Source organism: Nitrosovibrio tenuis (genome assembly GCF_900109785.1).
Lineage (GTDB): Bacteria > Pseudomonadota > Gammaproteobacteria > Burkholderiales > Nitrosomonadaceae > Nitrosospira > Nitrosospira tenuis_A.
Window position 1 is genome coordinate 148,627 of record NZ_FOBH01000005.1, and the last position, 19,648, is coordinate 168,274.

Consider the following 19,648-nt stretch of genomic DNA (forward strand, 5'->3'; position numbering starts at 1 on the left):
TCAGCGCATTGATCCTCACAGGAGCTGATGTTTTATGCCCCAGCAACTTCTAGACAAATCACCAGAGAAGCAGCAGCTTCCATTATCTGCTTTATCTGCCACACGACCGGCTTCCGCGCGGCGCTTCCAGGGAGAGTTACCCTCGCCTATCCTCCAATTGCAGCGGACGCTCGGTAACCGGCGTGTGGCGCAGTTACTTCAAGCGAAGCGCCTCAGCGCGGATGGAACGGTCGTCGGTCTCCAGCGCAAACTGACCGTTGGTGCAGCCAATGATCAGTATGAACAGGAAGCCGATCGCGTCGCCCACCAGGTGATGAGCATGTCCGATTCGGCGGTCCACCTGCAAAGAGACATGTCCACCGAGGAAGATAAGGATACGGTGCTGCAGACCAAACCGTTGGTCGCTTCGATCACGCCTTTAGCGCAACGGGAACTGAAAAACCTCGGCAACACCGAAGATAAAGAGGAAGAGATCCCGGTCCAGGCAAAAGCCAATGACGCGGATAATTTGCCGCGGCGCCAACCAGAAACCGAGGAAGAGGAACACAAACCCCTCCAAGCTAAATCAATTCAGGCCAAAGCCGAATCACAGGCCAACAGCTTCGAGGCGGGTGCGGATGTTGAGTCCCGGCTCAATCAGAGTAAGGGTGGAGGCAGTCCTCTGCCGGATGCTGTGCGGGCGTTTATGGAGCCGCGCTTCGGAATGGAATTCAGCCATGTGCGTACCCATACCAGTAATGAAGCCATTCAATTGAACAGGGATGTGGGCGCCAAAGCCTTTACCCATGGCTCCGATATTTACTACGGCGCGGGTCAAAGTCCCGCCAACCTGGAACTCACTGCGCACGAACTGACCCACGTTGTTCAGCAGACTGGCAGCAGTCCGTTGCAGTTGAAAAGGCTGGATGAAACAGCTTTGTCAGCTATCCGACCGTCCGTCCAACGGACCTGCTCCGCATGCAACATGGGGAAAAAAGAGGAGGACCGGGATTTAAGCTCTTCCAAGGCATTGGGAAGTATCCAGGCCAAACCCATTAGGGATTCAAGACCGATTGCTCTTTCCGAATATCCAATGCAGCGCCTATCCGTGCAGGAGCGAACGTCCGGCCCTGTAGTACAGGGAGCCTGGAACCTCACGGAGACGGTTACAAACAGCAGCCCCGTCATAGGGGAATCGACCCGGGGCAATGGAAGCACTTTAGCGCTCCCGCTTCCAACGGGAGTTTACGGCAAGGCCAAGGCCTGGCAGGAAGCGGGCTTCTGGAAAATATATGGAGGCAATGGCCACCTGGTGATGCGTCGTGACACCCGTTATACCTTCGTCCATACGGGAAGCGACAATAACTTGCTCACGCTCAGGGGCGGCGCCAGCATTTTCGGAGGAGCCGAGGCCGACGATCTCCACTATGGCCAGGCCGGGGCCGCGATTGCCGGAAACATTGCAGTGCGAACTACGGCCGATCCCGCACCCAAACAGCAATCCCTCTTTCCCCCGATTCACGACGGGGGACGAAGCGAGGCGGAAGAGTCAGCGATTGGCGAAGTGGACGTTTCGCTGCCGGTCGGAGATGCGACAGTTGAAGTCAAGATCCCCCTGACGAAAACGGATGAGGGTGAGCTGGCAACTTTAAGCGAATCAATGCCGATCAATCATGACGTGGCGGGAGGAGGCGAGTGGAAGAGCGTGGACGTGTACCTGGTCGCTTATGTCGAGCTGGCAGCCGATATTGAAAACGAGTTTTTGGGCACCGACGGCGATGTCAACTGGGCGCACGCCACGGCTCAATACAATTTAGGCTGGCAGGAACGGGTTGTTCCTGCTCCACCCGATGAAGAAGGGGGAGAAGCCGAAATACTCGTCAAGCGCAGGTGCTGGTCCGCTCGCAATTGCGAGGGCAAGGCTTATGGCCAGAAATATTCGCACTGCCACAACTGTAAAAACTATAGCAGCGGAAAATCCCTCGGCGAGCCGGGCAATTGTGAAAACTGCTAGGCTGATCTGTTGTAAGCAGGCGCCGCAGCGGTCGCAGTGGGCGCAGTGGGCGCAGTGTGTTTATCAGAGGCAATAAAACGAGATGTATCTTTGCTCCCCGTGAAATAATCTAGGGCAAGCAAAACTGGTGCGCAGTTTTTTAACAACTTCAGGCAGGAACGCTTTTGTCCCAGCCAATCCCAACCGAAGCACCAGAGAAAGCAAAGCAGCGGCTCGAGCATCGCGAGCCTCGCTCCGATTCTGCCCAGCCGTTTCACCGTGAGCCCCATGCCGTTCTTCAGTTGCAGCAAACCTTGGGCAACCAGCGTGTGGCGCAATTGATTCAAGCCAAACGTCTTACCCCGGAAGGGAAGATCATCAATCTGGAGTCGAAGCTGGCCGTTGGCGCTCCGGGCAATGAATACGAGCCGGAAGCCGGCCGAATTGCTCGTCAGATAGTAGCCATGCCGGATGCGGCAGCCGCGGCCCCTTTTCACCAAACACCCAAACCAGAGCTTCGCACTACCGGGACTCATCACGTGGCTCGAGATAGCAAAACCCCCATCCCATTTCCCAGAGTCCAACACACGACCCCTACAGGCACATTCTACCGCCGGTTCGACGGCGTTACCACGTACTCGGCCACGCCATCGGGAATGCTCACTAAAGCGGGTTATCAGTTCGCACGCAACGACGGCAGTTTCGATATCTGGGTCAAAGTCGACCGCTCGAGCGAGATTTGGGTTCGGATCCCGAAACCGAACAAGCCGGAGACCCCCGGTGGAGGGTCCAGCTCGGGCTCGCCGCAACCTCCCAAGGTTCCCAACACACCGGACATTCAGGACGCGCGTGACTGGGCGGATGATTTGGAGAAACGCTTCAATCAGTTATGGGACAAAGCCGCAAAACTCAAGGCCATGCGCAATCCCGACGGCAGTTATCCGGCTGGACCCTTTAACGATTACTTCAAGAAGCTGGAACGGTTCGACAACGACGTGCAATCAGTGATCAACGATGAAGTTCCGCTCTGGCGGGATTCTGCCGTGAGCGCAGAAGAGAAGAAGGAACTGGAAAAACATATCGCGCGCATCAAGAATGTCCAGGAACACCCACCGGAGATGGATCTCGAGTAGATATTTAACAGCGATGCTTGGGTTCAGTCCAATGGTAATTACTCAGACCGATAAGGGCTAATGGTTATGCCTCGGCCGCTTATGACCAAATTACCGAAGCAGCGGGCTCCCTCCCCTGCTCCGCGGACAGCTCGTATTCCATCGCCCCCACCAAAAAGCCCCCTAACCTATCCTCCAATTGCAGCGGATGCTGGGCAACCGGCGTTTGACGCAGTTAATTCGAGCTAAACGCATCACGCCTCAAGGAAAGATCATCGGTAATCAGCGCAAGCTGACTGTAGGGGCCTCCAATGATCAGTATGAGCAGGAAGCCGATCACGTCGCCCGTCAGGTGATGAGCATATCCGATCCGGTGGTGGACAATTCCATGCAAAGAAATATCTCCACCGAGGAAGACAAGGATAAGGTGCTTCAAACCAAACCGCTGGCCGACTCGATCACGCCATTTGTCCAACGGGAACTGGAAAACCGCGGAAAAACGGAAGATAAAGAGGAAGATAAAAACGAAGAAATCGCGGTTCAGGCAAACTCCATCGGGGGAGACACCGACCTGCAACGCCAGCCGGAAATGGAGGATGAAGAAGAAAAGCCCATACAGGCTAAATCGATCCAAACCAAAGCCGAACCAGCCGACAGCTTCGACGCGGGCGAAGCTGTCGAATCCCGGCTCAACGGCAGCAAAGGCGGAGGCAGCCCTTTGCCCGATTCCGTGCGCGGGTATATGGAACCCCGCTTCGGGATGGATTTCAGCCATGTGCGCGTCCATACTGGCAGCGAAGCCGCACAGTTGAATCAGGATGTCGGTGCCAAGGCCTTTACGCACGGTTCACACATCTACTACGGCACCGGTAACAACCCAGCCAATCTTGAGCTCACCGCGCATGAACTCACGCATGTGGTACAGCAAACAGGCGATGAGCGACGGAAGGATGGGGTCGACAACAGGCGTTTGCAATATCATAAGATAGAGCATCAAGTGGGTGTGCAACGCGTGCATCTTGACGCGGCCGGCCGCAAGGTTTTTGACTGCCCGGAATTCTTGGGAGACAAGAAGCTTGAGGGGTGCCTCAACGATAAAGATCGATTACGTCCCTCAGAGCACGGTCCAACGGTTGCCAAAGTGCAGAAGGCACTTCTAAGAGATGGCGCCGATTTAGGAAAACGTGGAGTCGATGGAGATTACGGACCTGCGACCGCGCGAGCAGTTATGGCATTCAAAAAAAAGTATAAGCTGGGCTTCGAGAAGTTCCCCGATGTCGGCCCGGGAACCATGGCTAAGCTTGATGAGCTATGCTTGCCAAGCCCGCAACCGCTTTGTCCGCCTTGCCCGGAGGATCCCAGGACACCCGGCTGCCCGGCCTGCCCCCCCCTGCGACGCCTTGCCCGCCTTGCCCCGAGAGCCCCCGTACTGCCGGATGCCCACCCTGCCCGGAACCACCCGGGCCTGTGATACCGCCCAACGCTCCCCCTGGCTTTTGCGTCCCATTCGCAGACAAGGTGGAGGCATTAAAACAACACCCACTGATTGTGGCTGCGATGTTCCTTTTCACAGACAAATTTGGTAAGGACGTACAAGACTTATGGATGAAGTATTTAAACAATCCGAAGTCTGGTACTAAGGGAACATTACCCCCTCGACAATTATTTGGAAACCAGTCGAGCCGTGTTGTAAACGAGTTCCGTCAAGATCCGGAAACTCAGAAGCAGAAGGATCGCATTATGAAATTGCTAGCTGATCGGGTCAGAAGTAATCCTGTCTTGACGCCACCACCTGGAGGATCGACGGCGCTTTTGGATTTCCGAACAGTGCTGAAGGACTCCGAACTCTTGGATCTCCCCATGTCATTCGGAGATCCGGCGAATAAAATACCGGGCCTCATTGCTGGCGGTTTCGGTAAAGCTGCAAGCGATGCAGGAGACGACGTGCGCAACGCTGATGGTAAGTTTATAGCTACCAACCTCGGGTTGAACACACTTCAGATCCGCGCAACGTTCACGTTCGACGTTCTCGACTGTGTTGATTTTTGTCCTGGCGCTCCTGGCAGCGGCGCCGCCCTGGCAGTCACGATTCCAATGAGTAAACTGGAAGCGACACCGGACGTTCCAACCTATGATGTTCCGTTTGAAGTAATTTATGGGTTAAGTGACATACAAACGTTTTGAGTGAACAATACAGCTGTGCGAATGTCGCGAAACCGCCGTCCTGCCTGAACGATTTGCAAGAGATAGAGGAAGACTCAAAACCTGACACTACTTGACACTACTCTGGTATCAACTATTTTTAAATTGAGTTTGCCTTAAAAATCGACCGATAAGTCATGTATTGGGTCAAGTCATCAGTGCGCTAACGCCTCATTCGCGAATAGATCCAAAGCTTCGCAGGAACAAGCGATGCTTAGGTCCAGTCCAACGGTAATTACTTCGATCGATAAGGACTAATGGTTATGCCTCAGCCGGTTATAACCAAATTACCGAAGCAGCAGCGGGTTTCCTCCCCTGCTCCGCGGCCAGCTCGTGTTCTATCGCCCCAACCAAAAAGCCCTCCACCTATCCTCCAATTGCAGCGGATGCTGGGCAATCGCCGTGTTGCCCAGTTGATTCGAGCTAAACGTATCACGCCTCAAGGAAAGATCATCGGTATTCAGCGCAAGCTGACTGTAGGGGCCTCCAATGACCAGTACGAGCAGGAAGCCGATCACGTCGCACGCCAGGTGATGAGCATGTCCGATGCAACTTCTTCGCATCTGATTCAGGCAGACTTTGCGGAAGAAGAAGAAAAAACTTTGCGAACAAAGCCACTGGCCGCCAACATCACTCCCTTGATTCAGGGACAATTGCACGAAAATATCGAGGAATCGGAAGAGAAGAAAATGCCGCTCCAGGCGCGGTTTAGCGAGTGGGGTGAACGATTCACCCAGCGACAGACCATTCCCGAAGAGGAAGAGAAAAAACCGCCGATTCAAGCCCGAACTGAAGGATCAAAGTCCGACAGCTTCGAATCTGGGGCCGACATCGAATCGCAGCTTAACCAGAGCAAAGGCAGCGGTAGCCCGTTGCCGGACTCTGTGCGGGCGTATATGGAACCCCGGTTTGGGATGGGCTTTGGCCATGTGCACACGCATACCGGCAACGAAGCTGTGCAGATGAACCGCGACGTGGGAGCAAAGGCCTTCACTCATGGTTCGGATATTTACTACGGCGCAGGGAGTAGCCCAAGCAATCTGGAACTTACCGCGCACGAGCTTACTCATGTGGTACAGCAGACCGGAAGTGTGCCCCTCCAGCCGAAAAGGATGGATGAGGCCGCCCCATCCAACAAGGACTCATCCTTACAGCGAGCCTGCCCGGCATGCGCTAGAGAGAAGAAAGAAAATGAAGAATCCCCGCTTCGCTCTCTTGCCATGCAAAGAACCATTGGCGATGGCCACGATTTTCCGGCGGGCAGCCGGTTTTCAGGGAACGCCACGCTGGAGGGCGTCTTTGATAATGAAAGGGTTTTGCAGACTGGAAGCTCTGGCGCACCTGTAACTCTGGTTCAGCAAGCGCTGATTAACCTGGGGTACCCGCTTCCCCGCTTCGGTGCGGATGGCGACTTTGGGGATGAGACAAGAAGAGCGGTAGATGCATTTCAACGCGATGTTGGTCTTGTTTTCGACGGTAGGGTGGGTTTTCGAACCATTGATTTCCTCGACAAAAAGGATAGGGGGGTAGAAGTTGCCCCGCCTGCGCGGCCCGTGGTAGCCAATGCACCTTTTAACGTCGCCAATGCTATAGCCGTGCCGGGCGCCGCCCCTTCCAACGCTCTTGGACCAGGTGTTTGGGGACTGACCTTTCCTGAGAATGTCCAAGTCACGATAGATGTTTTCGACAATGCTGGCGTTTGGCAACCTGTGTTAACCGGTGTAACCGGAAACTATTCACTTCAAACTCGTTTACTCCCGGGAGTAACCGAAGTGACAGGGCCTGCGGGAAATACAACGGCTGCAAACTATTGCGCCCAGATTAATGACTTGAACAGTCTGACTCATGCTGCGGCAGCCTGGTTCATGCTTTCTGCTGTGCTTGCCCACGAAAGAGTTCATGCAAGGCAGTTCCGTGCCGCCCTCATTGATCCCTCCGTAATTGCTCCACTCGAAGTCGCCATAGAGGCAATAACGGTACCCGTTACCATTTTCACACCCACTGCGGGAGTTGCGGAATTCTTCATCAGAGCAAACCCGGCGTTTACCACGGCGCTCAACACTGCCCAAGCCAACTGGCTTGCACAGATACTGGTACTGGTTGTCAACGACCATAACCCTGGGGGCACTGCCGACACGGAGGAACATGCCATAGTCGACCCAATGAGAAGAAGAATTTGCCAGCATGCGAGGGCTAATGGTTGGCCTGCGTGCCCGCCGCTTTGTCCCTAGTTTTTGCTGATGAAAACAACAGTTCAGACGCTACTGCTTGTATCAATACTGCAAATGGCTCAATCGATCAGCGCAAAAGATTCCGATCAGATCAAGTGCCCGAAAACAAATGAGTCGCACATGAAAACTATAAGTTTTTTTGACCTTAAAAGCATCGATCATTTAGGTAAAGACATTGCCGCGTTTTCGGCCATGCTAAATATCGCCGAGGTACAGGCTGTTTCAAACGGCGGTATTAATCTCGAACTCAGCTTGCGATATGAAGGGACCGATAGCATAGAAATTCATAATCCCCTGTATTTTGTCCAGTATATTTTGGCAGGAAGTGACAAGACTCAGCTATTTAATAATACAAAACCACCCATTCCTTTGATTAACCGACAAGGCCCGATCGACCCAAACATCGATTTTAGTTTTAATATTTTAGGAATACAAAAAAACGGGGAAAACCAGAATATCCATGAACAAGTAAATGTGCCAACCCTTACTTTTAATAAAAGTGATAGGCAAAGCTATTTCCTTCAAATCTCAAAATATTTAAATCAGCGAACCCGGCAACCTGAAGATATACCGGAAGGAATATATCAATTGGAAGTGATCTTTTCGATCATTAATGCGGGCAAGGGAGCCAATGGACCCCAAAGCCGGACATTGAAAGCTCAGGATATTTCTATCAGGCTTCAAAAAGAAAGCGGAAACTGAGATTATCGAAACCGAATTTCCATATCCCCATGCGCTCGGTCATAACCTAACCAAGATAGAGAACCAAAAAAGAATTATTTTATGGAGTGTTCGATATGCCCCAACATGTGTGTAATGGCGCAACGCTAATGTGCAGCTTCGGCGTTGCGCCCGGTCAGTTAACTGTGTTGCCCGTCAACAGGGTTAATACAAGCAGCCAGCCGGCAGCTACCATTATGGACCATCAGCCCATGGTCAATATCGCGCCGTTTGGGATGTGCATGAGCCTGGCCAACCCGGCGGTAGCCGCCGCAACAACGGCAGCTTTAGGGGTGCTCACGCCGCAGCCGTGCATTCCCGTCACGGTAAGCCCATGGGTACCTGGCGCAACCACCGTACTGCTCGGCAACCAGCCCGCGCTGGATAACACGTGTACGCTCAACTGCATGTGGGGCGGCATTATCCAGGTTGCCGTACCTGGACAGTTTACCGAACTCATTCCCTGAAATCTCGAGGCCCATGACCATGCAGACGGGCTGACCCTTACCATTGTCTTAAAACACTCCTGCAGAACCGGCACTCTTCCCTTTTTCAACTCTTTATAGAGTTGACTATCAAGAGGTCAGCGGAAGTGATTTCTGACTTTCACGGAAGAGCGAATCTTCGCTCGATTCACATTCGCATTCCAAACGGAGGCTACCAAGATTTAGTCAAATCTGCCCGTCTCTCCACATTTATGCGCTTCGTTACCGAACTCTCCAACTGTGTATTGTTTACCCATTATTATTTACCCATGAGGTAAAAAGGGATTATCAAGCGGACACTATGTTCGTTACCGAACAGATATCGCCCCCTGCATCCACACATTCTTCACAAACTGGGCTAATCGAGAACACCGCCGGATGAATTGAGGCAAAATTCTTCCATAAACCGGTATGTGATGGCGCTACCCTTGCGAACAATCTTGCCATTTCCGCCTGGAGCAACAGAATTCGCCTGCTAACCGCCTGAAGGGAAAAGGGGACAATCATGAACCAGGAAAAGGAAGGAAGCTGCAGCTCGCACAAAACCGAGTCTCGCCGCCCGGAAACATCGACGGGAGTAATTGCATTTAGCCGGGGAGGAGAAAATTTTTCCCTTTTAGGAAGATCCTCCGCTTTTTCGCAGATGCTTGCGCTCATTGATAAAGTTGCAAAAGTCCAGGCCCCGGTGCTCATCGAGGGAGAAACGGGGACGGGAAAAGAAATGGTCGCACGGGCAATACATTATCGCAGTGGCCACCGCGACCATGCCTTCGTTCCGATAAATTGCGGAGGATTTCCCGACAGTCTGATCGATAGCGAACTCTTCGGTCACGTCAAGGGAGCGTTCACGGATGCGAAAACCGACCAGCCCGGACTTGTGGAAACTGCAGCGGGCGGTACCCTTTTTCTGGATGAGGTTGATGCACTTACACCCAGGGCTCAGGTGACATTGCTGCGCTTTCTTCAGGACGGAAGCTATCGCCCGATCGGCGCGCGTGTCGAACGAAAGGCTCACGTTCGCGTCATAGCAGCTACAAACGGATGCCTGGACGATCTCATCAAGTCTCGTGCTTTTCGCAGCGATCTTCTGTACCGGCTTCGTGTACTCGGTCTGAAACTGCCTCCCCTTCGTGAGCGCGGCGATGACGCGCTGCTATTGGCCAAAGCGTTTTTTGACCGGTGCAAGACGCAGTTCGATTGTATTGTCAAGGAACTGGACCAGGACAGCTGCAGCTGGTTTCGCCGCTACCCCTGGCCAGGCAATGTCCGGGAATTGGAGGGGTTGGTTTATCGTGGAACAGTGGTCTGCGACGACACGACATTATGTCTCACGCCCCCCGCCATGTTTAGCCACGAGCGCAGGCATAGACCGGAGCGTCGCGCAACCGGCTTTTTCGAAGAGACATATTCGTCGGCGAAATCGAAAGTGTTGCAACAGTTTGAACGACAATATCTCAGTCAACTGATGGAGCGAGTGAGCGGGAACGTAAGTCAGGCTGCCCGCCTTGCGGGCAAGGAAAGACGCGCGCTTGGTAAGCTTCTAAAAAAGCACAGCATCACCACGCGGGATGGTATCAACTCTGACCCACCATGAGGCATTTTTGCCTCATCTCGCTAACATGCTGTATAGATAGCAAAATGACGAAGATCGTGCACAGACGAATCAAATGTGACGTATACAAGACTACCCGCCTGTTAGCGCATCCATGAGTTCTCAGACGAAATCCGTTTAAAGGCCTCCCATATTTCCCTGTATCCCTGCGTACATCCGTCCCGCTGCAAAGCTTGAACTGATCTTGCTGGGTAAAAAATTATGTGTGTGATTTTCAGTAGCGGGCTTAAGGCTCCACGTTAGTATTCTGCATTCTCCTTGCATCGATTCCTGGTTTTACCACCTTGGCTCAGCTTGGTTTCCTGATTCCCGCAGTGAAGCTCAAATTCCCCGACGAATGCACTTTCGCCGCGCCTGCTATCAAGCTTACTCTCCAAACGAAGCGTTTTAAGGGCCTGAATGGGGGCGTCGAGGATTTTTACGGCTCTGGACCGGAAACGAATTAGAGGAAGATGAATTATGTAATATGTCTTTACATTTAATGCGTTTTTGGCTATTTAATTTCTGTGGCACAAATATTGCTAAATAAAATATAGAAAGTCCTGCTGAACAAAATGGCGATCCGGGCTCGGAAAAAAGGGTCAGGAGGTGCCAGATACTAAGTATCTGTATTGGACTAATGAGTTTTTGCCTCAACTCGCACTTCTTACTGGGCCTAGCGATATGGTATCGGATTCCATACCCCCAGATCCCCGCCAGGAGATCATGAAATACCTGCGTGCTCATCCTGCCGCTGCTGACACTGTGGATGGGATTATTCAATGGTGGCTGCCTATTCAGCGTTACGAAACCGCCAAGGATGTCATTCAGAAAGCTTTGGACGACTTGATAAAGCAAGGCACCGTTGACTATGTGGATACCGGTAATGGCAGACGCATTTTCCGGTTGGCGCAGCACCGGGATGGGATCGAACCAACTGAAAATGAAGAGGTTCCGTGAGTTGCCTTCTGGTTGGCATTTTTTTTCTGGCGCAACCTCATCGGATTTGCCGAAGTCCGCAGAGCAGTAATTTGCCCGCATGCATATGCCAAATCTTGTCTCTCGATGGAAGAATGCTGGCCTTCCCCATAAATTCCGTCCCCATAACATTCCAGCTTATCTTCTCCTTACTGATCTGGTCGAAGTTAACATGTTATCCAGATCCGGTTAGTTTTACTTATGCTTCAATTGCTGGTATCCAGCAATTCCCTGCGATTATGGTCGGCCGCATCATATATTTACCGGAAGATAGCGGAATTAAAGCGCCTCCAAGTCCGTTTCGCTGCTATGACGTGGAGCAGAGCGTTCATGGTGACCGTTTAGCGCGCCTCCTGCTCACGAGATAAGCGGCTAGAAATCCGATAGTGCCGATTGTAATCCACAGAAAAATCAGGCGGTTGATCTCTTCCTTGCTAGCGGGATGAGTTGGCAGATCTCCTGCGAACGGCGCCAGCCATGGCACTGAAAGCCCCTGCTTGATAGTGAGCAACATGGGTGGTTGGCCATCCGGCGCAAACTCCAGCTGCGCAGAGCCGATCCTATGCAACTCTTCCGCTATATCGTATTGAAAAAGCACTTCGACAGCATGCGAAGGAGTCAAATCGAGTAATTTACGCAGCTCGCGGGCCAGCTGCTGACTATTCATGGGGGAACTGAAGCGGCCGTTCGTGTCATCCGCCAAGCGGGCAAGTAGTTCTGAGCCGGCGTCCGAAACATTGCCAAATGCAACGGCATCAATTGCTATATTTTGTATATTCGCTTCATTGATCACGACCTGCTCCGTGATACTGCTGCCGTTATCCTTTCCGGCAGTGATTAGAATCAGCCGTTTTGGACCTTTAGTCCGGTAATTGCCCAATTCGGAAAGCGCCAGCTCAATCGCTTCGTATAGTCTCGTCTTCCCGTCACGCCCATGTCCAGTCCCGATTTCATCAATGTCCGCTGCAAACTCCGGACCATCTCGCGAGAATCCGCGGAGTTTTGTCACTTCGCTATCAAATACCCAAACAGCCGCGTTTAATGGTGACTCTGGGTCGCATACCACGTCCTTGAGCGCTTTTTGAATCTGTTGAATGTGGGGCTGGCCCATCGAAGTGCTTTGATCGATACAAAAAATCACCGATGTCTCGGGTGGCACGGACTGAGCGGGCTTGACCTCTTTCGCCCGGATGGCACTCTTCCCGTTGAACCGAAGCCAGAAATCCGATGCATTTGGGAGCTCTGCTGTAAGAAGTCGAACAGTGGCTAACACGACTCCGGGGGAAACCTCTTTTACTGAAATAAGTTGCATGGTGGCTGCGAGGGAAACCCCGAATATTGACGTCATCGCCGCGACCGTAAGCAAACAGATCAGTCCCTTACGCAAAGCGATAGGGATCGTTCTCGATAGCCCGAAAAAACGTATCTGGTTGATGGCCATAATTGCTTTGAACGCCTCATCTGATCTTTGCCGCGCTGCGTAGCAACTCGCTAGCGCCGTTGTTGAGCCGACGGTCAGTCAGCCAGATTTGTCCCAAGGCCCTATCAAATAGTTATAGCAAACTCCAGCAAGCTATCTTTACGATAGGGGCTCTATCAGCCAACCGCAGCCAACCGTTCTCGCCCAATTCTCTCTGTCCAAGGGGCAAAATTGAACTCGTCCGTTATCCAGTGGACCGGAAAGCTGTTGGAAAATGCTTGGCTTGCGAGCGTCTGGCTGGGAGGAAGGCTGGCCAGATGTGTTCAGGTGAGGGTCAGTTGAGAACTACAGATCGCGGCCCGAAGCGCAGTGATCGAAGAAGTGGACTCAGGAAAAATGGCAGGATCAAAGCCGGATAAGCGGATACTTGAATGACTTGTAGAGGTTTTCATTATCCGTAGCCAGTATTTAAAGCTACGCTCGCCGCCATGCGGTACCCTGCGGCCCATCCTCCAGGATAATGCCCGCGTCCAGTAACTCGTTACGGATACCGTCCGCGTCACCATAATTTTTTTGAGCGCGAGCAATGAGGCGCTGTTGAATCATCTGCTCGATGCGCTCCGCCGTGAACGAATACTCTGCGTAACCAGCGCTCTGGAAGAATTGCTGCGGATCCTGCTGCAGCAACCCCAACACGCCACCCAGCGCTTTCATCAATATTAAATCTTTCTGAGACGCCGTCCTGTTGGCTTCATTGGCGAGATCGAATAGCACGGCTATGGCATCGGAAGTGTTGAAATCGTCGTTCATTGCATCCCTGAAGCGTGATGCATGAAAACCGCTCCAATCGATCTCAACAGAGGTTTCTCCGGCCTCGGTTCCTTTCAGCGCGGTATAAAGCCTGTCAAGCGCACGCTTTGCGTCATCCAGATGCTGGTCCGAATAATTCAAGGGACTGCGGTAGTGGGCTCTCAGGATAAAAAAACGCACCACTTCCGGTTGGTAACGGGTAAGTATTTCACGCACGGTGAAGAAATTGCCCAGTGATTTGGACATCTTTTCCTCGTTGATACGCACGAAGCCGTTGTGCATCCAATAGTTGACGAAAGGAGCGTGGTCGTGCGCCCCTTCGCTTTGTGCAATTTCATTTTCATGATGTGGGAATTGCAGGTCCTGCCCTCCCCCGTGTATATCGAACTGTTCCCCCAAATAATGCTTGCTCATTGCCGAGCATTCGATATGCCAACCGGGGCGCCCCATACCCCAGGGAGAAGGCCATTGCGGTTCACCAGGCTTTGCGGCTTTCCACAGCACGAAATCCAGCGGATCTTTTTTGTACGGATCGACGACCACGCGCTCCCCGGCACGCAGGTCATCCAGGGATTTTCCTGAAAGCTTTCCGTAACCGGGAAATCTGTGCACGGCATAATACACATCCCCGTTGGATGCGGAATAGGCAAGGCTTTTATCCATCAGGACGCGTATCATTGCAACCATATCTTCCACATGGCGAGTGGCGCGCGGCTCGCTTGACGGCGGCAACACGCCGAGCGCGGCGGCATCTTCCTCCATTGCCTCGATAAAGCGGGTAGTCAGTGCGTCGATTGGTTCGTTGTTTTCCAGCGCGCGCTTGATGATTTTATCGTCGACATCGGTGATGTTGCGCACGTAAGTTACTTCGAAGCAGCTCGCCCGAAGCCAGCGTTGCACCATATCGAACACAACCATCATGCGGGCATGGCCGAGGTGGCAATAGTCATAAACGGTCATGCCGCAAACATATATTTTGACCTTGCCGGGTATGAGCGGGATGAAATCCTGTTTTTCCCTGGTGAGCGAGTTATGGATTTTGAGCATCTGGCGAGATTGTGAACTGGACAGCCTTCTTGGTAGAATTCTGAATTCCCTTGGGCAATCCGAACAAAAATCGGAGCAGTATAGCATAATGAAAATATGGGATTTCCATCGGACAAGCACATCCGTGCTATCCCTCACGGCAGCGGTACTGTTGCTGGCGGCTTCCGCCGTGCACGCCGATGAAAATGAGGAAGTCGCAAAACTCTATAAGCAGGGCAATCTCGTAAAAGCGCTGGAGCAAGCCGACGCTTACCTTGCCAGCAAGCCGCGTGACGCGCAGATGCGTTTTAACAAGGGGCTGATACTTACCGAGCAGAAGAAGGTCGCAGACGCTATCAAGATATTTTCTTCGCTGTCCGATGACTATCCTGATCTGCCCGAGCCATACAATAATCTGGCAGTGCTCTACGCCAGCCAGGGCCAATATGAAAAAGCCCGGGATGCGCTTGAAGCGGCTATCCGCACCCACCCCAGCTATTCGACGGCACACGAAAACCTGGGAGATATCTATGCAAAGATGGCGAGCCAGGCGTATGGAAAGGCACTGCAACTGGACAAGGGAAATGCTGCTGCCCAGACCAAGCTCGCGATGATCAAGGATTTATTCACGGGTAGACCCAGAGTACAAACCGCGGCCACAGCCGTTCCTTCTTCGCCTGCCAGCGAGTCGGCCATAGCGCCACCGGAAAAAAATCAAGGAAAACCCGAGGCGAAGTCAGCTGCGAAAGCGGAGAAACCCCCATCGGAAAAATCGGAAAAAGTTGCGGCTGCCGAAAAGCCGGCCCAGGAAAGGCCTCCTGTTTCTGATGATTCCGGCGAAATCATCAGAACGTTGATCGCATGGGCCAAGGCATGGTCAGATAAGGATACGGCGGCATACCTCGCGTTTTATGCAAACGACTTTCGCGCGCCCGGCGGCGCATCACGTACCATGTGGGAAAAAGCCCGTCGCGATCGGATAACCAAGCCGAAATCCATTCACGTCGTGATTACAAATCCCAAGGTGAGCTTCGTCGATGCCAACCACGCCAGGGTAAGCTTCAAGCAATCGTATCATTCCGATGCAATCAAAAGTCATACCGGCAAAACGCTCGAGATGGTCAAGTCAGGAGAAAAATGGCTCATACACCAAGAACAGGTCGGGCGTTGAAATCGTCCGGCAGCGTGGCTGTGCCGAAGCGTAGCCTGATCAAAACCGCGATTACGTCTACGGTAGCCGCAATTGCGAGCTTCTGTGTCGCGGCCTCCTGTGTTCTGGCAAGCGACCATTCGCCGTTGGCCGAAATAGCGGCGAGCGGCCCGGAAACAATGCTCGTCAAAAGCCTACAGGAAATTGCGGAAAGCCGCATGGACTCCGCCCTGAATGGAATCGAAGATCTGCTCAAAACCAACCCCAATTTTCGCCTTGCCCATCTGATCAAGGGCGACCTGCTACTGGCTCGCTCCCGCCCGATCAGTGATCTAGGTAATCCCGCCGGGGCTCCGCAGGAGCATATCGCCGACTTGCGCGAAGAAGCACGAGTGAGGGTCCAGCGCCACCGGGAACCGGTTCCGCGCAATATGACTCCAAAATATCTGCTGCAAATGCAGCCGGAGCAAAAATATGCAATTATTGCGGATACTGACAAATCCCGGCTGTATATATTCCGGAATGTAGGTGGGAAACCCCGCTATGTTGCGGATTATTACATCAGCAGTGGAAAAAACGGATCCCGAAAAATCAGGGAAGGCGACAAGAAAACGCCTCTCGGCGTTTATTTTGTTACTGCCAATTTGCCGCGGGAAAAGCTTACCGATTTTTACGGACGCGGGGCATTTCCCATCAACTACCCTAACGAATGGGATAAGCGGCACGGCCGGAGCGGTTTTGGCATATGGCTCCATGGCACACCTTCAGATACTTATAGCCGCCCTCCCCGCGCGAGCGATGGTTGCGTAGTGCTTGCGAATCAGGATCTGGACAGGATCAGTGAAACCCTGCAAGTCGGCGTTACACCGGTTATTATCAGCGACGGCATTGAATGGGTAGACCCGGTCGACATATCCGGCCTGCGGGACAAACTGGGAAGCCACCTGGAAAGCTGGCGGCGCGCTTGGGAAAATGGAAATATCGAGGCTTATATCGGAAATTATGGACGAGATTTTTCCACCGGCAGCCAGAATCTGGCGGAATGGTCACGGCACAAACGCCAGGTTAATGCGAACAAAAATTGGATTAAGGTAGGAATCAGCAACGTCGGCATGTTTCTCTATCCTGGAAGAGACGACCTGGTAGTAGTCAATTTCGACCAGGAGTATTCCAGCAATAATCTTTCCAATAGAATGAGAAAACGTCAGTATTGGATGAAGGAGCACAAAAATGGCCCGTGGAAAATTATTTACGAAAGCACGGCATAATCCCAAACACATCCATAACAAACCCATCCATTTCTATCGCTATCTTCACCCATACCCATGCATATTTTCAGGTTTCTGATTGCTCTTCCGCTCATCTTCGGCATCGCTGCGCACGCAGCCAATCCTCAGGTCGCCAACCCTCAGGTTGAAATAAGGACGAATTTCGGTAACATAACCATTGAGCTCTACCCGGATAAAGCGCCGAAAACCGTCGATAATTTCCTGCGTTATGTAAAGGATGGTTATTACAACGGCACCGTGTTTCATCGCGTCATTCCAGGATTCATGATTCAAGGTGGGGGATTCGATAAATCGCTCAAACAGAAACCGACAAGATCACCTGTGGAAAACGAGGCTGGCAATGGTCTGAAAAACGAGGTGGGAACCGTTTCGATGGCCCGTACTTCAGACCCGCACTCGGCGTCAGCTCAATTCTTCATCAATGTGGCGAATAATTCATTCCTGAACCATACCGCGCCCACGTTGCGAGGGTTTGGATATACGGTGTTTGGAAAAGTGACCAGCGGAATGGATGTGGTCAACAAGATTGCTGCGACCTCTACCGGTGCCGGCGGCCCCTTCCCGAGCGATGTGCCTAAAGAACTCGTGGTAATCGAAGAAGCCAAACTTATAAACCAATGAAACTGCTGAGCTCGCGCTCCCATCCTCAAGATAAGGACAAAACATGATCAAACTGCACACCAATTTCGGTGACATAACGCTCGAACTCGACGATGAAAAAGCTCCGTTAACGGTTCAGAACTTCAAGGAATACGTGACCAGCGGACACTACGACAACACTATATTCCACCGTGTAATTGACGGTTTCATGATTCAAGGGGGCGGATTTGAACCGGGCATGATCCAGAAGCAGACGCGGGCCCCGATCCGGAACGAGGCTGCCAACGGCCTCAAGAATGATAAATATACGATTGCGATGGCGCGTACATCCGATGTTGACTCCGCCAGCGCGCAATTCTTTATTAACGTCTCCGATAACAATTTTCTGAATTACAGCTCACCCACATCCCAGGGGTTCGGTTACTGTGTATTCGGTAAAGTGGTGGAAGGCCAGGACATCGTGGACAAGATCAAGAAGGTAAAAACGGGAAACCGGAGCGGCCACCAGAACGTGCCTATCGAAAATGTGACCGTGGAAAAAGCGGAAGTGATTGAGTAGCAAGTATTTGTTGAGAAATGCCGAATGAACGGAAGTTTCTTATCGCTCGGGTTCGCGGCAGCGCTTTGCGTATAGCTTCCGCTTTGCCCCCGGCCTTCGCCGACGCGGTGAGCAGGCTTACCGTCGCGATGGTTACGGCGTTCCGTTGAATCGCTCAACTACCGCCCTCTTCTGATTCATAAGCGGCAATGCGTTGCATGGCATGACACGGGCTCGCCTGGCAATTGTGCGCCACGGAACGCCCGGAAACGCGAACGGTTATAGCTCATGAGTTATAGCTCAGATTCACGCCGCCTTAATGGCGATCTGTATCGGTTTTACCTATATTGGCTGAATGCCGGCTTGCAGGTTAACAGAAGAATATGACATTTAAATTGGAGAAATTATGCCCGCTTTTCGCATCGTTGCAGCAATATCCATAAGTCTCTGGTTGGCCTTAATGGCCGGATGCGCAACCACCACCGCGGGCGGCGCGGTAGGTGCAAACCGGTCGCAACTGATGCTTATCTCGTCGGAACAATTGGAGCAAGTGGCCGCGCAAGGATATACCAAGCTGAAGGCCGACGCCACGCAACAAGGCGCGCTGAACAAAGACCCTAAAATGCTGCAACGGGTGCAGGCAATAGCCAAAAGGCTCGAGCCGCAAACCGCCGTGTTCCGCCGCGACGCACCCGGCTGGAAATGGGAGGTCAATGTCATCGACAGCAATGAACTCAACGCGTTCTGTATGCCTGGCGGCAAGATCATGTTTTATTCCGGGCTGATTAATCGGCTCCAGCTCACGGATGAGGAAATCGCAGTGGTGATGGGACATGAAATCGCGCATGCGTTGCGTGAACATTCGCGCGAACAGGTGTCGCAAGCCATTGCCGCGCAGACTGCGCTGGGCGTGGGCGCCGCAGCGTTTGGCCTGAGCCAGAATGCGGCTACCCTCGCCAATATTGGTTATGAAACGTTGATTGCAACGCATTTCAGTCGCACTGATGAAGCCGAGGCCGACCGCATCGGACTGGAACTGACGGCTCGCGCGGGCTACAATCCACAGGCTGGCGTTACCTTATGGCAAAAAATGATAAATGCCGGTACTGGCGGGAAGCTTCCCGAATTCCTGAGTAGCCATCCAGCGGACTCGACACGTGTCCAGCAGATCGAATCGCTGCTGCCAATTGTAATGCCGCTTTATCAGGCTGCGCGCCGCTGATTCGGGTGCATCCGGATTCATCTGCCATTCCCCGCTCCCACAAGAAACCCGCTTAGAGCAAAAAAGTGGGAAACAACAGCCGGGCTTTGCGAGGTTGCGCTTGGCCCGGCTTTAGTAATCCTCTATTTGCGCCAATCTGGCTACAGTGATATTCACCCCAACCAGACAAAGGATTCCCTGCCCTCGTTCGGTACATCTGATGGGTATGCGTTTCGGATCGGACTTTAGAAACAGAGGTATTCCAGCTATAACCTGCCGTAGTGACCTTTAAGCTATGAGCTGGGTCGTGCGCCTTGCGATCA

General features: G+C 52.6%; 16 protein-coding genes. 14 read left to right on the forward strand and 2 right to left on the reverse strand.

What is annotated here, in order from left to right; genetic code table 11:
- Positions 1-34: 34 nt before the first annotated feature.
- The 9 genes from BMX00_RS08515 (at position 35) to BMX00_RS08560 (ending at position 11,273) form a co-directional block, all read left to right on the forward strand.
- Positions 35-1,993, forward strand: a complete 1,959-nt coding sequence (locus BMX00_RS08515) for an eCIS core domain-containing protein (protein WP_218141521.1) — start codon at positions 35-37, stop codon at positions 1,991-1,993.
- Positions 1,994-2,157: 164 nt separating this feature from the next.
- Positions 2,158-3,105: a hypothetical protein gene (locus BMX00_RS14345; RefSeq protein ID WP_143053066.1), complete on the forward strand. Its 948-nt coding sequence runs from the start codon at positions 2,158-2,160 to the stop codon at positions 3,103-3,105.
- 205 nt (positions 3,106-3,310) lie between these two features.
- Positions 3,311-4,555: an eCIS core domain-containing protein gene (locus BMX00_RS08530; RefSeq protein ID WP_218141522.1), complete on the forward strand. Its 1,245-nt coding sequence runs from the start codon at positions 3,311-3,313 to the stop codon at positions 4,553-4,555.
- 47 nt (positions 4,556-4,602) lie between these two features.
- On the forward strand, positions 4,603-5,268 hold the full coding sequence (locus BMX00_RS08535; protein ID WP_143053067.1) for a hypothetical protein: 666 nt from the start codon (positions 4,603-4,605) through the stop codon (positions 5,266-5,268).
- A 281-nt stretch (positions 5,269-5,549) separates the two neighbouring features.
- The gene (locus BMX00_RS08540) at positions 5,550-7,517 is read left to right on the forward strand and encodes an eCIS core domain-containing protein (RefSeq protein WP_143053068.1); all 1,968 of its coding nucleotides are present in this window, start codon (positions 5,550-5,552) and stop codon (positions 7,515-7,517) included.
- A gap of 120 nt (positions 7,518-7,637) precedes the next feature.
- Entirely contained in the window at positions 7,638-8,219 is a 582-nt protein-coding gene (locus BMX00_RS08545; RefSeq protein ID WP_143053069.1) for a hypothetical protein, read from the forward strand.
- Positions 8,220-8,314: 95 nt separating this feature from the next.
- Positions 8,315-8,704, forward strand: a complete 390-nt coding sequence (locus tag BMX00_RS08550) for a DUF4280 domain-containing protein (protein ID WP_090828598.1) — start codon at positions 8,315-8,317, stop codon at positions 8,702-8,704.
- 523 nt (positions 8,705-9,227) lie between these two features.
- On the forward strand, positions 9,228-10,316 hold the full coding sequence (locus BMX00_RS08555) for a sigma 54-interacting transcriptional regulator (RefSeq protein WP_090828599.1): 1,089 nt from the start codon (positions 9,228-9,230) through the stop codon (positions 10,314-10,316).
- 723 nt (positions 10,317-11,039) lie between these two features.
- Positions 11,040-11,273, forward strand: coding sequence for a hypothetical protein (locus tag BMX00_RS08560; protein ID WP_090828600.1), 234 nt, complete (start codon positions 11,040-11,042; stop codon positions 11,271-11,273).
- Positions 11,274-11,619: 346 nt separating this feature from the next.
- Here the strand turns inward: BMX00_RS08560 and BMX00_RS08565 are convergent, their stop codons facing one another.
- Positions 11,620-12,732, reverse strand: a complete 1,113-nt coding sequence (locus BMX00_RS08565; protein WP_090828601.1) for a vWA domain-containing protein — start codon at positions 12,730-12,732, stop codon at positions 11,620-11,622.
- 453 nt (positions 12,733-13,185) lie between these two features.
- The gene (gene cysS / locus BMX00_RS08570) at positions 13,186-14,568 is read right to left on the reverse strand and encodes a cysteine--tRNA ligase (RefSeq protein ID WP_090828602.1); all 1,383 of its coding nucleotides are present in this window, start codon (positions 14,566-14,568) and stop codon (positions 13,186-13,188) included.
- Between the two features lie 88 nt (positions 14,569-14,656).
- Between cysS and BMX00_RS08575 the strand changes: the two genes are divergently transcribed.
- The 5 genes from BMX00_RS08575 (at position 14,657) to BMX00_RS08595 (ending at position 19,346) form a co-directional block, all read left to right on the forward strand.
- Complete coding sequence (locus BMX00_RS08575; RefSeq protein WP_090828603.1) at positions 14,657-15,718, forward strand: nuclear transport factor 2 family protein; 1,062 nt, start codon at positions 14,657-14,659, stop codon at positions 15,716-15,718.
- A complete protein-coding gene (locus tag BMX00_RS08580) occupies positions 15,685-16,965 on the forward strand; it encodes a L,D-transpeptidase family protein (RefSeq protein WP_090828604.1) in 1,281 nt (426 codons plus the stop codon). The genes BMX00_RS08575 and BMX00_RS08580 overlap by 34 nt, the downstream gene beginning before the upstream one ends.
- Positions 16,966-17,022: 57 nt before the next feature.
- Positions 17,023-17,607 carry a peptidylprolyl isomerase gene (locus tag BMX00_RS08585; RefSeq protein WP_090828605.1) on the forward strand — a complete coding sequence of 195 codons (585 nt, stop codon included), beginning with the start codon at positions 17,023-17,025 and terminating at the stop codon, positions 17,605-17,607.
- Positions 17,608-17,650: 43 nt separating this feature from the next.
- A complete protein-coding gene (locus BMX00_RS08590; protein ID WP_090828606.1) occupies positions 17,651-18,145 on the forward strand; it encodes a peptidylprolyl isomerase in 495 nt (164 codons plus the stop codon).
- A 385-nt stretch (positions 18,146-18,530) separates the two neighbouring features.
- Positions 18,531-19,346: a M48 family metallopeptidase gene (locus BMX00_RS08595; RefSeq protein ID WP_090828607.1), complete on the forward strand. Its 816-nt coding sequence runs from the start codon at positions 18,531-18,533 to the stop codon at positions 19,344-19,346.
- Positions 19,347-19,648: the final 302 nt, after the last annotated feature.

What these genes read in the sequence shown, in the direction of transcription:
- cysS (WP_090828602.1), bottom strand. Translation starts at nt 14,568, where the DNA reads ATGCTCAAAATCCATAACTCGCTCACCAGGGAAAAACAGGATTTCATC.
- BMX00_RS08540 (WP_143053068.1), top strand. Translation starts at nt 5,550, where the DNA reads ATGCCTCAGCCGGTTATAACCAAATTACCGAAGCAGCAGCGGGTTTCC.
- BMX00_RS08555 (WP_090828599.1), top strand. Translation starts at nt 9,228, where the DNA reads ATGAACCAGGAAAAGGAAGGAAGCTGCAGCTCGCACAAAACCGAGTCT.
- BMX00_RS08585 (WP_090828605.1), top strand. Translation starts at nt 17,023, where the DNA reads ATGCATATTTTCAGGTTTCTGATTGCTCTTCCGCTCATCTTCGGCATC.
- BMX00_RS08545 (WP_143053069.1), top strand. Translation starts at nt 7,638, where the DNA reads ATGAAAACTATAAGTTTTTTTGACCTTAAAAGCATCGATCATTTAGGT.
- BMX00_RS08560 (WP_090828600.1), top strand. Translation starts at nt 11,040, where the DNA reads ATGAAATACCTGCGTGCTCATCCTGCCGCTGCTGACACTGTGGATGGG.
- BMX00_RS08580 (WP_090828604.1), top strand. Translation starts at nt 15,685, where the DNA reads ATGGCTCATACACCAAGAACAGGTCGGGCGTTGAAATCGTCCGGCAGC.
- BMX00_RS08565 (WP_090828601.1), bottom strand. Translation starts at nt 12,732, where the DNA reads ATGGCCATCAACCAGATACGTTTTTTCGGGCTATCGAGAACGATCCCT.
- BMX00_RS08515 (WP_218141521.1), top strand. Translation starts at nt 35, where the DNA reads ATGCCCCAGCAACTTCTAGACAAATCACCAGAGAAGCAGCAGCTTCCA.
- BMX00_RS08550 (WP_090828598.1), top strand. Translation starts at nt 8,315, where the DNA reads ATGCCCCAACATGTGTGTAATGGCGCAACGCTAATGTGCAGCTTCGGC.
- BMX00_RS08590 (WP_090828606.1), top strand. Translation starts at nt 17,651, where the DNA reads ATGATCAAACTGCACACCAATTTCGGTGACATAACGCTCGAACTCGAC.
- BMX00_RS08595 (WP_090828607.1), top strand. Translation starts at nt 18,531, where the DNA reads ATGCCCGCTTTTCGCATCGTTGCAGCAATATCCATAAGTCTCTGGTTG.
- BMX00_RS08575 (WP_090828603.1), top strand. Translation starts at nt 14,657, where the DNA reads ATGAAAATATGGGATTTCCATCGGACAAGCACATCCGTGCTATCCCTC.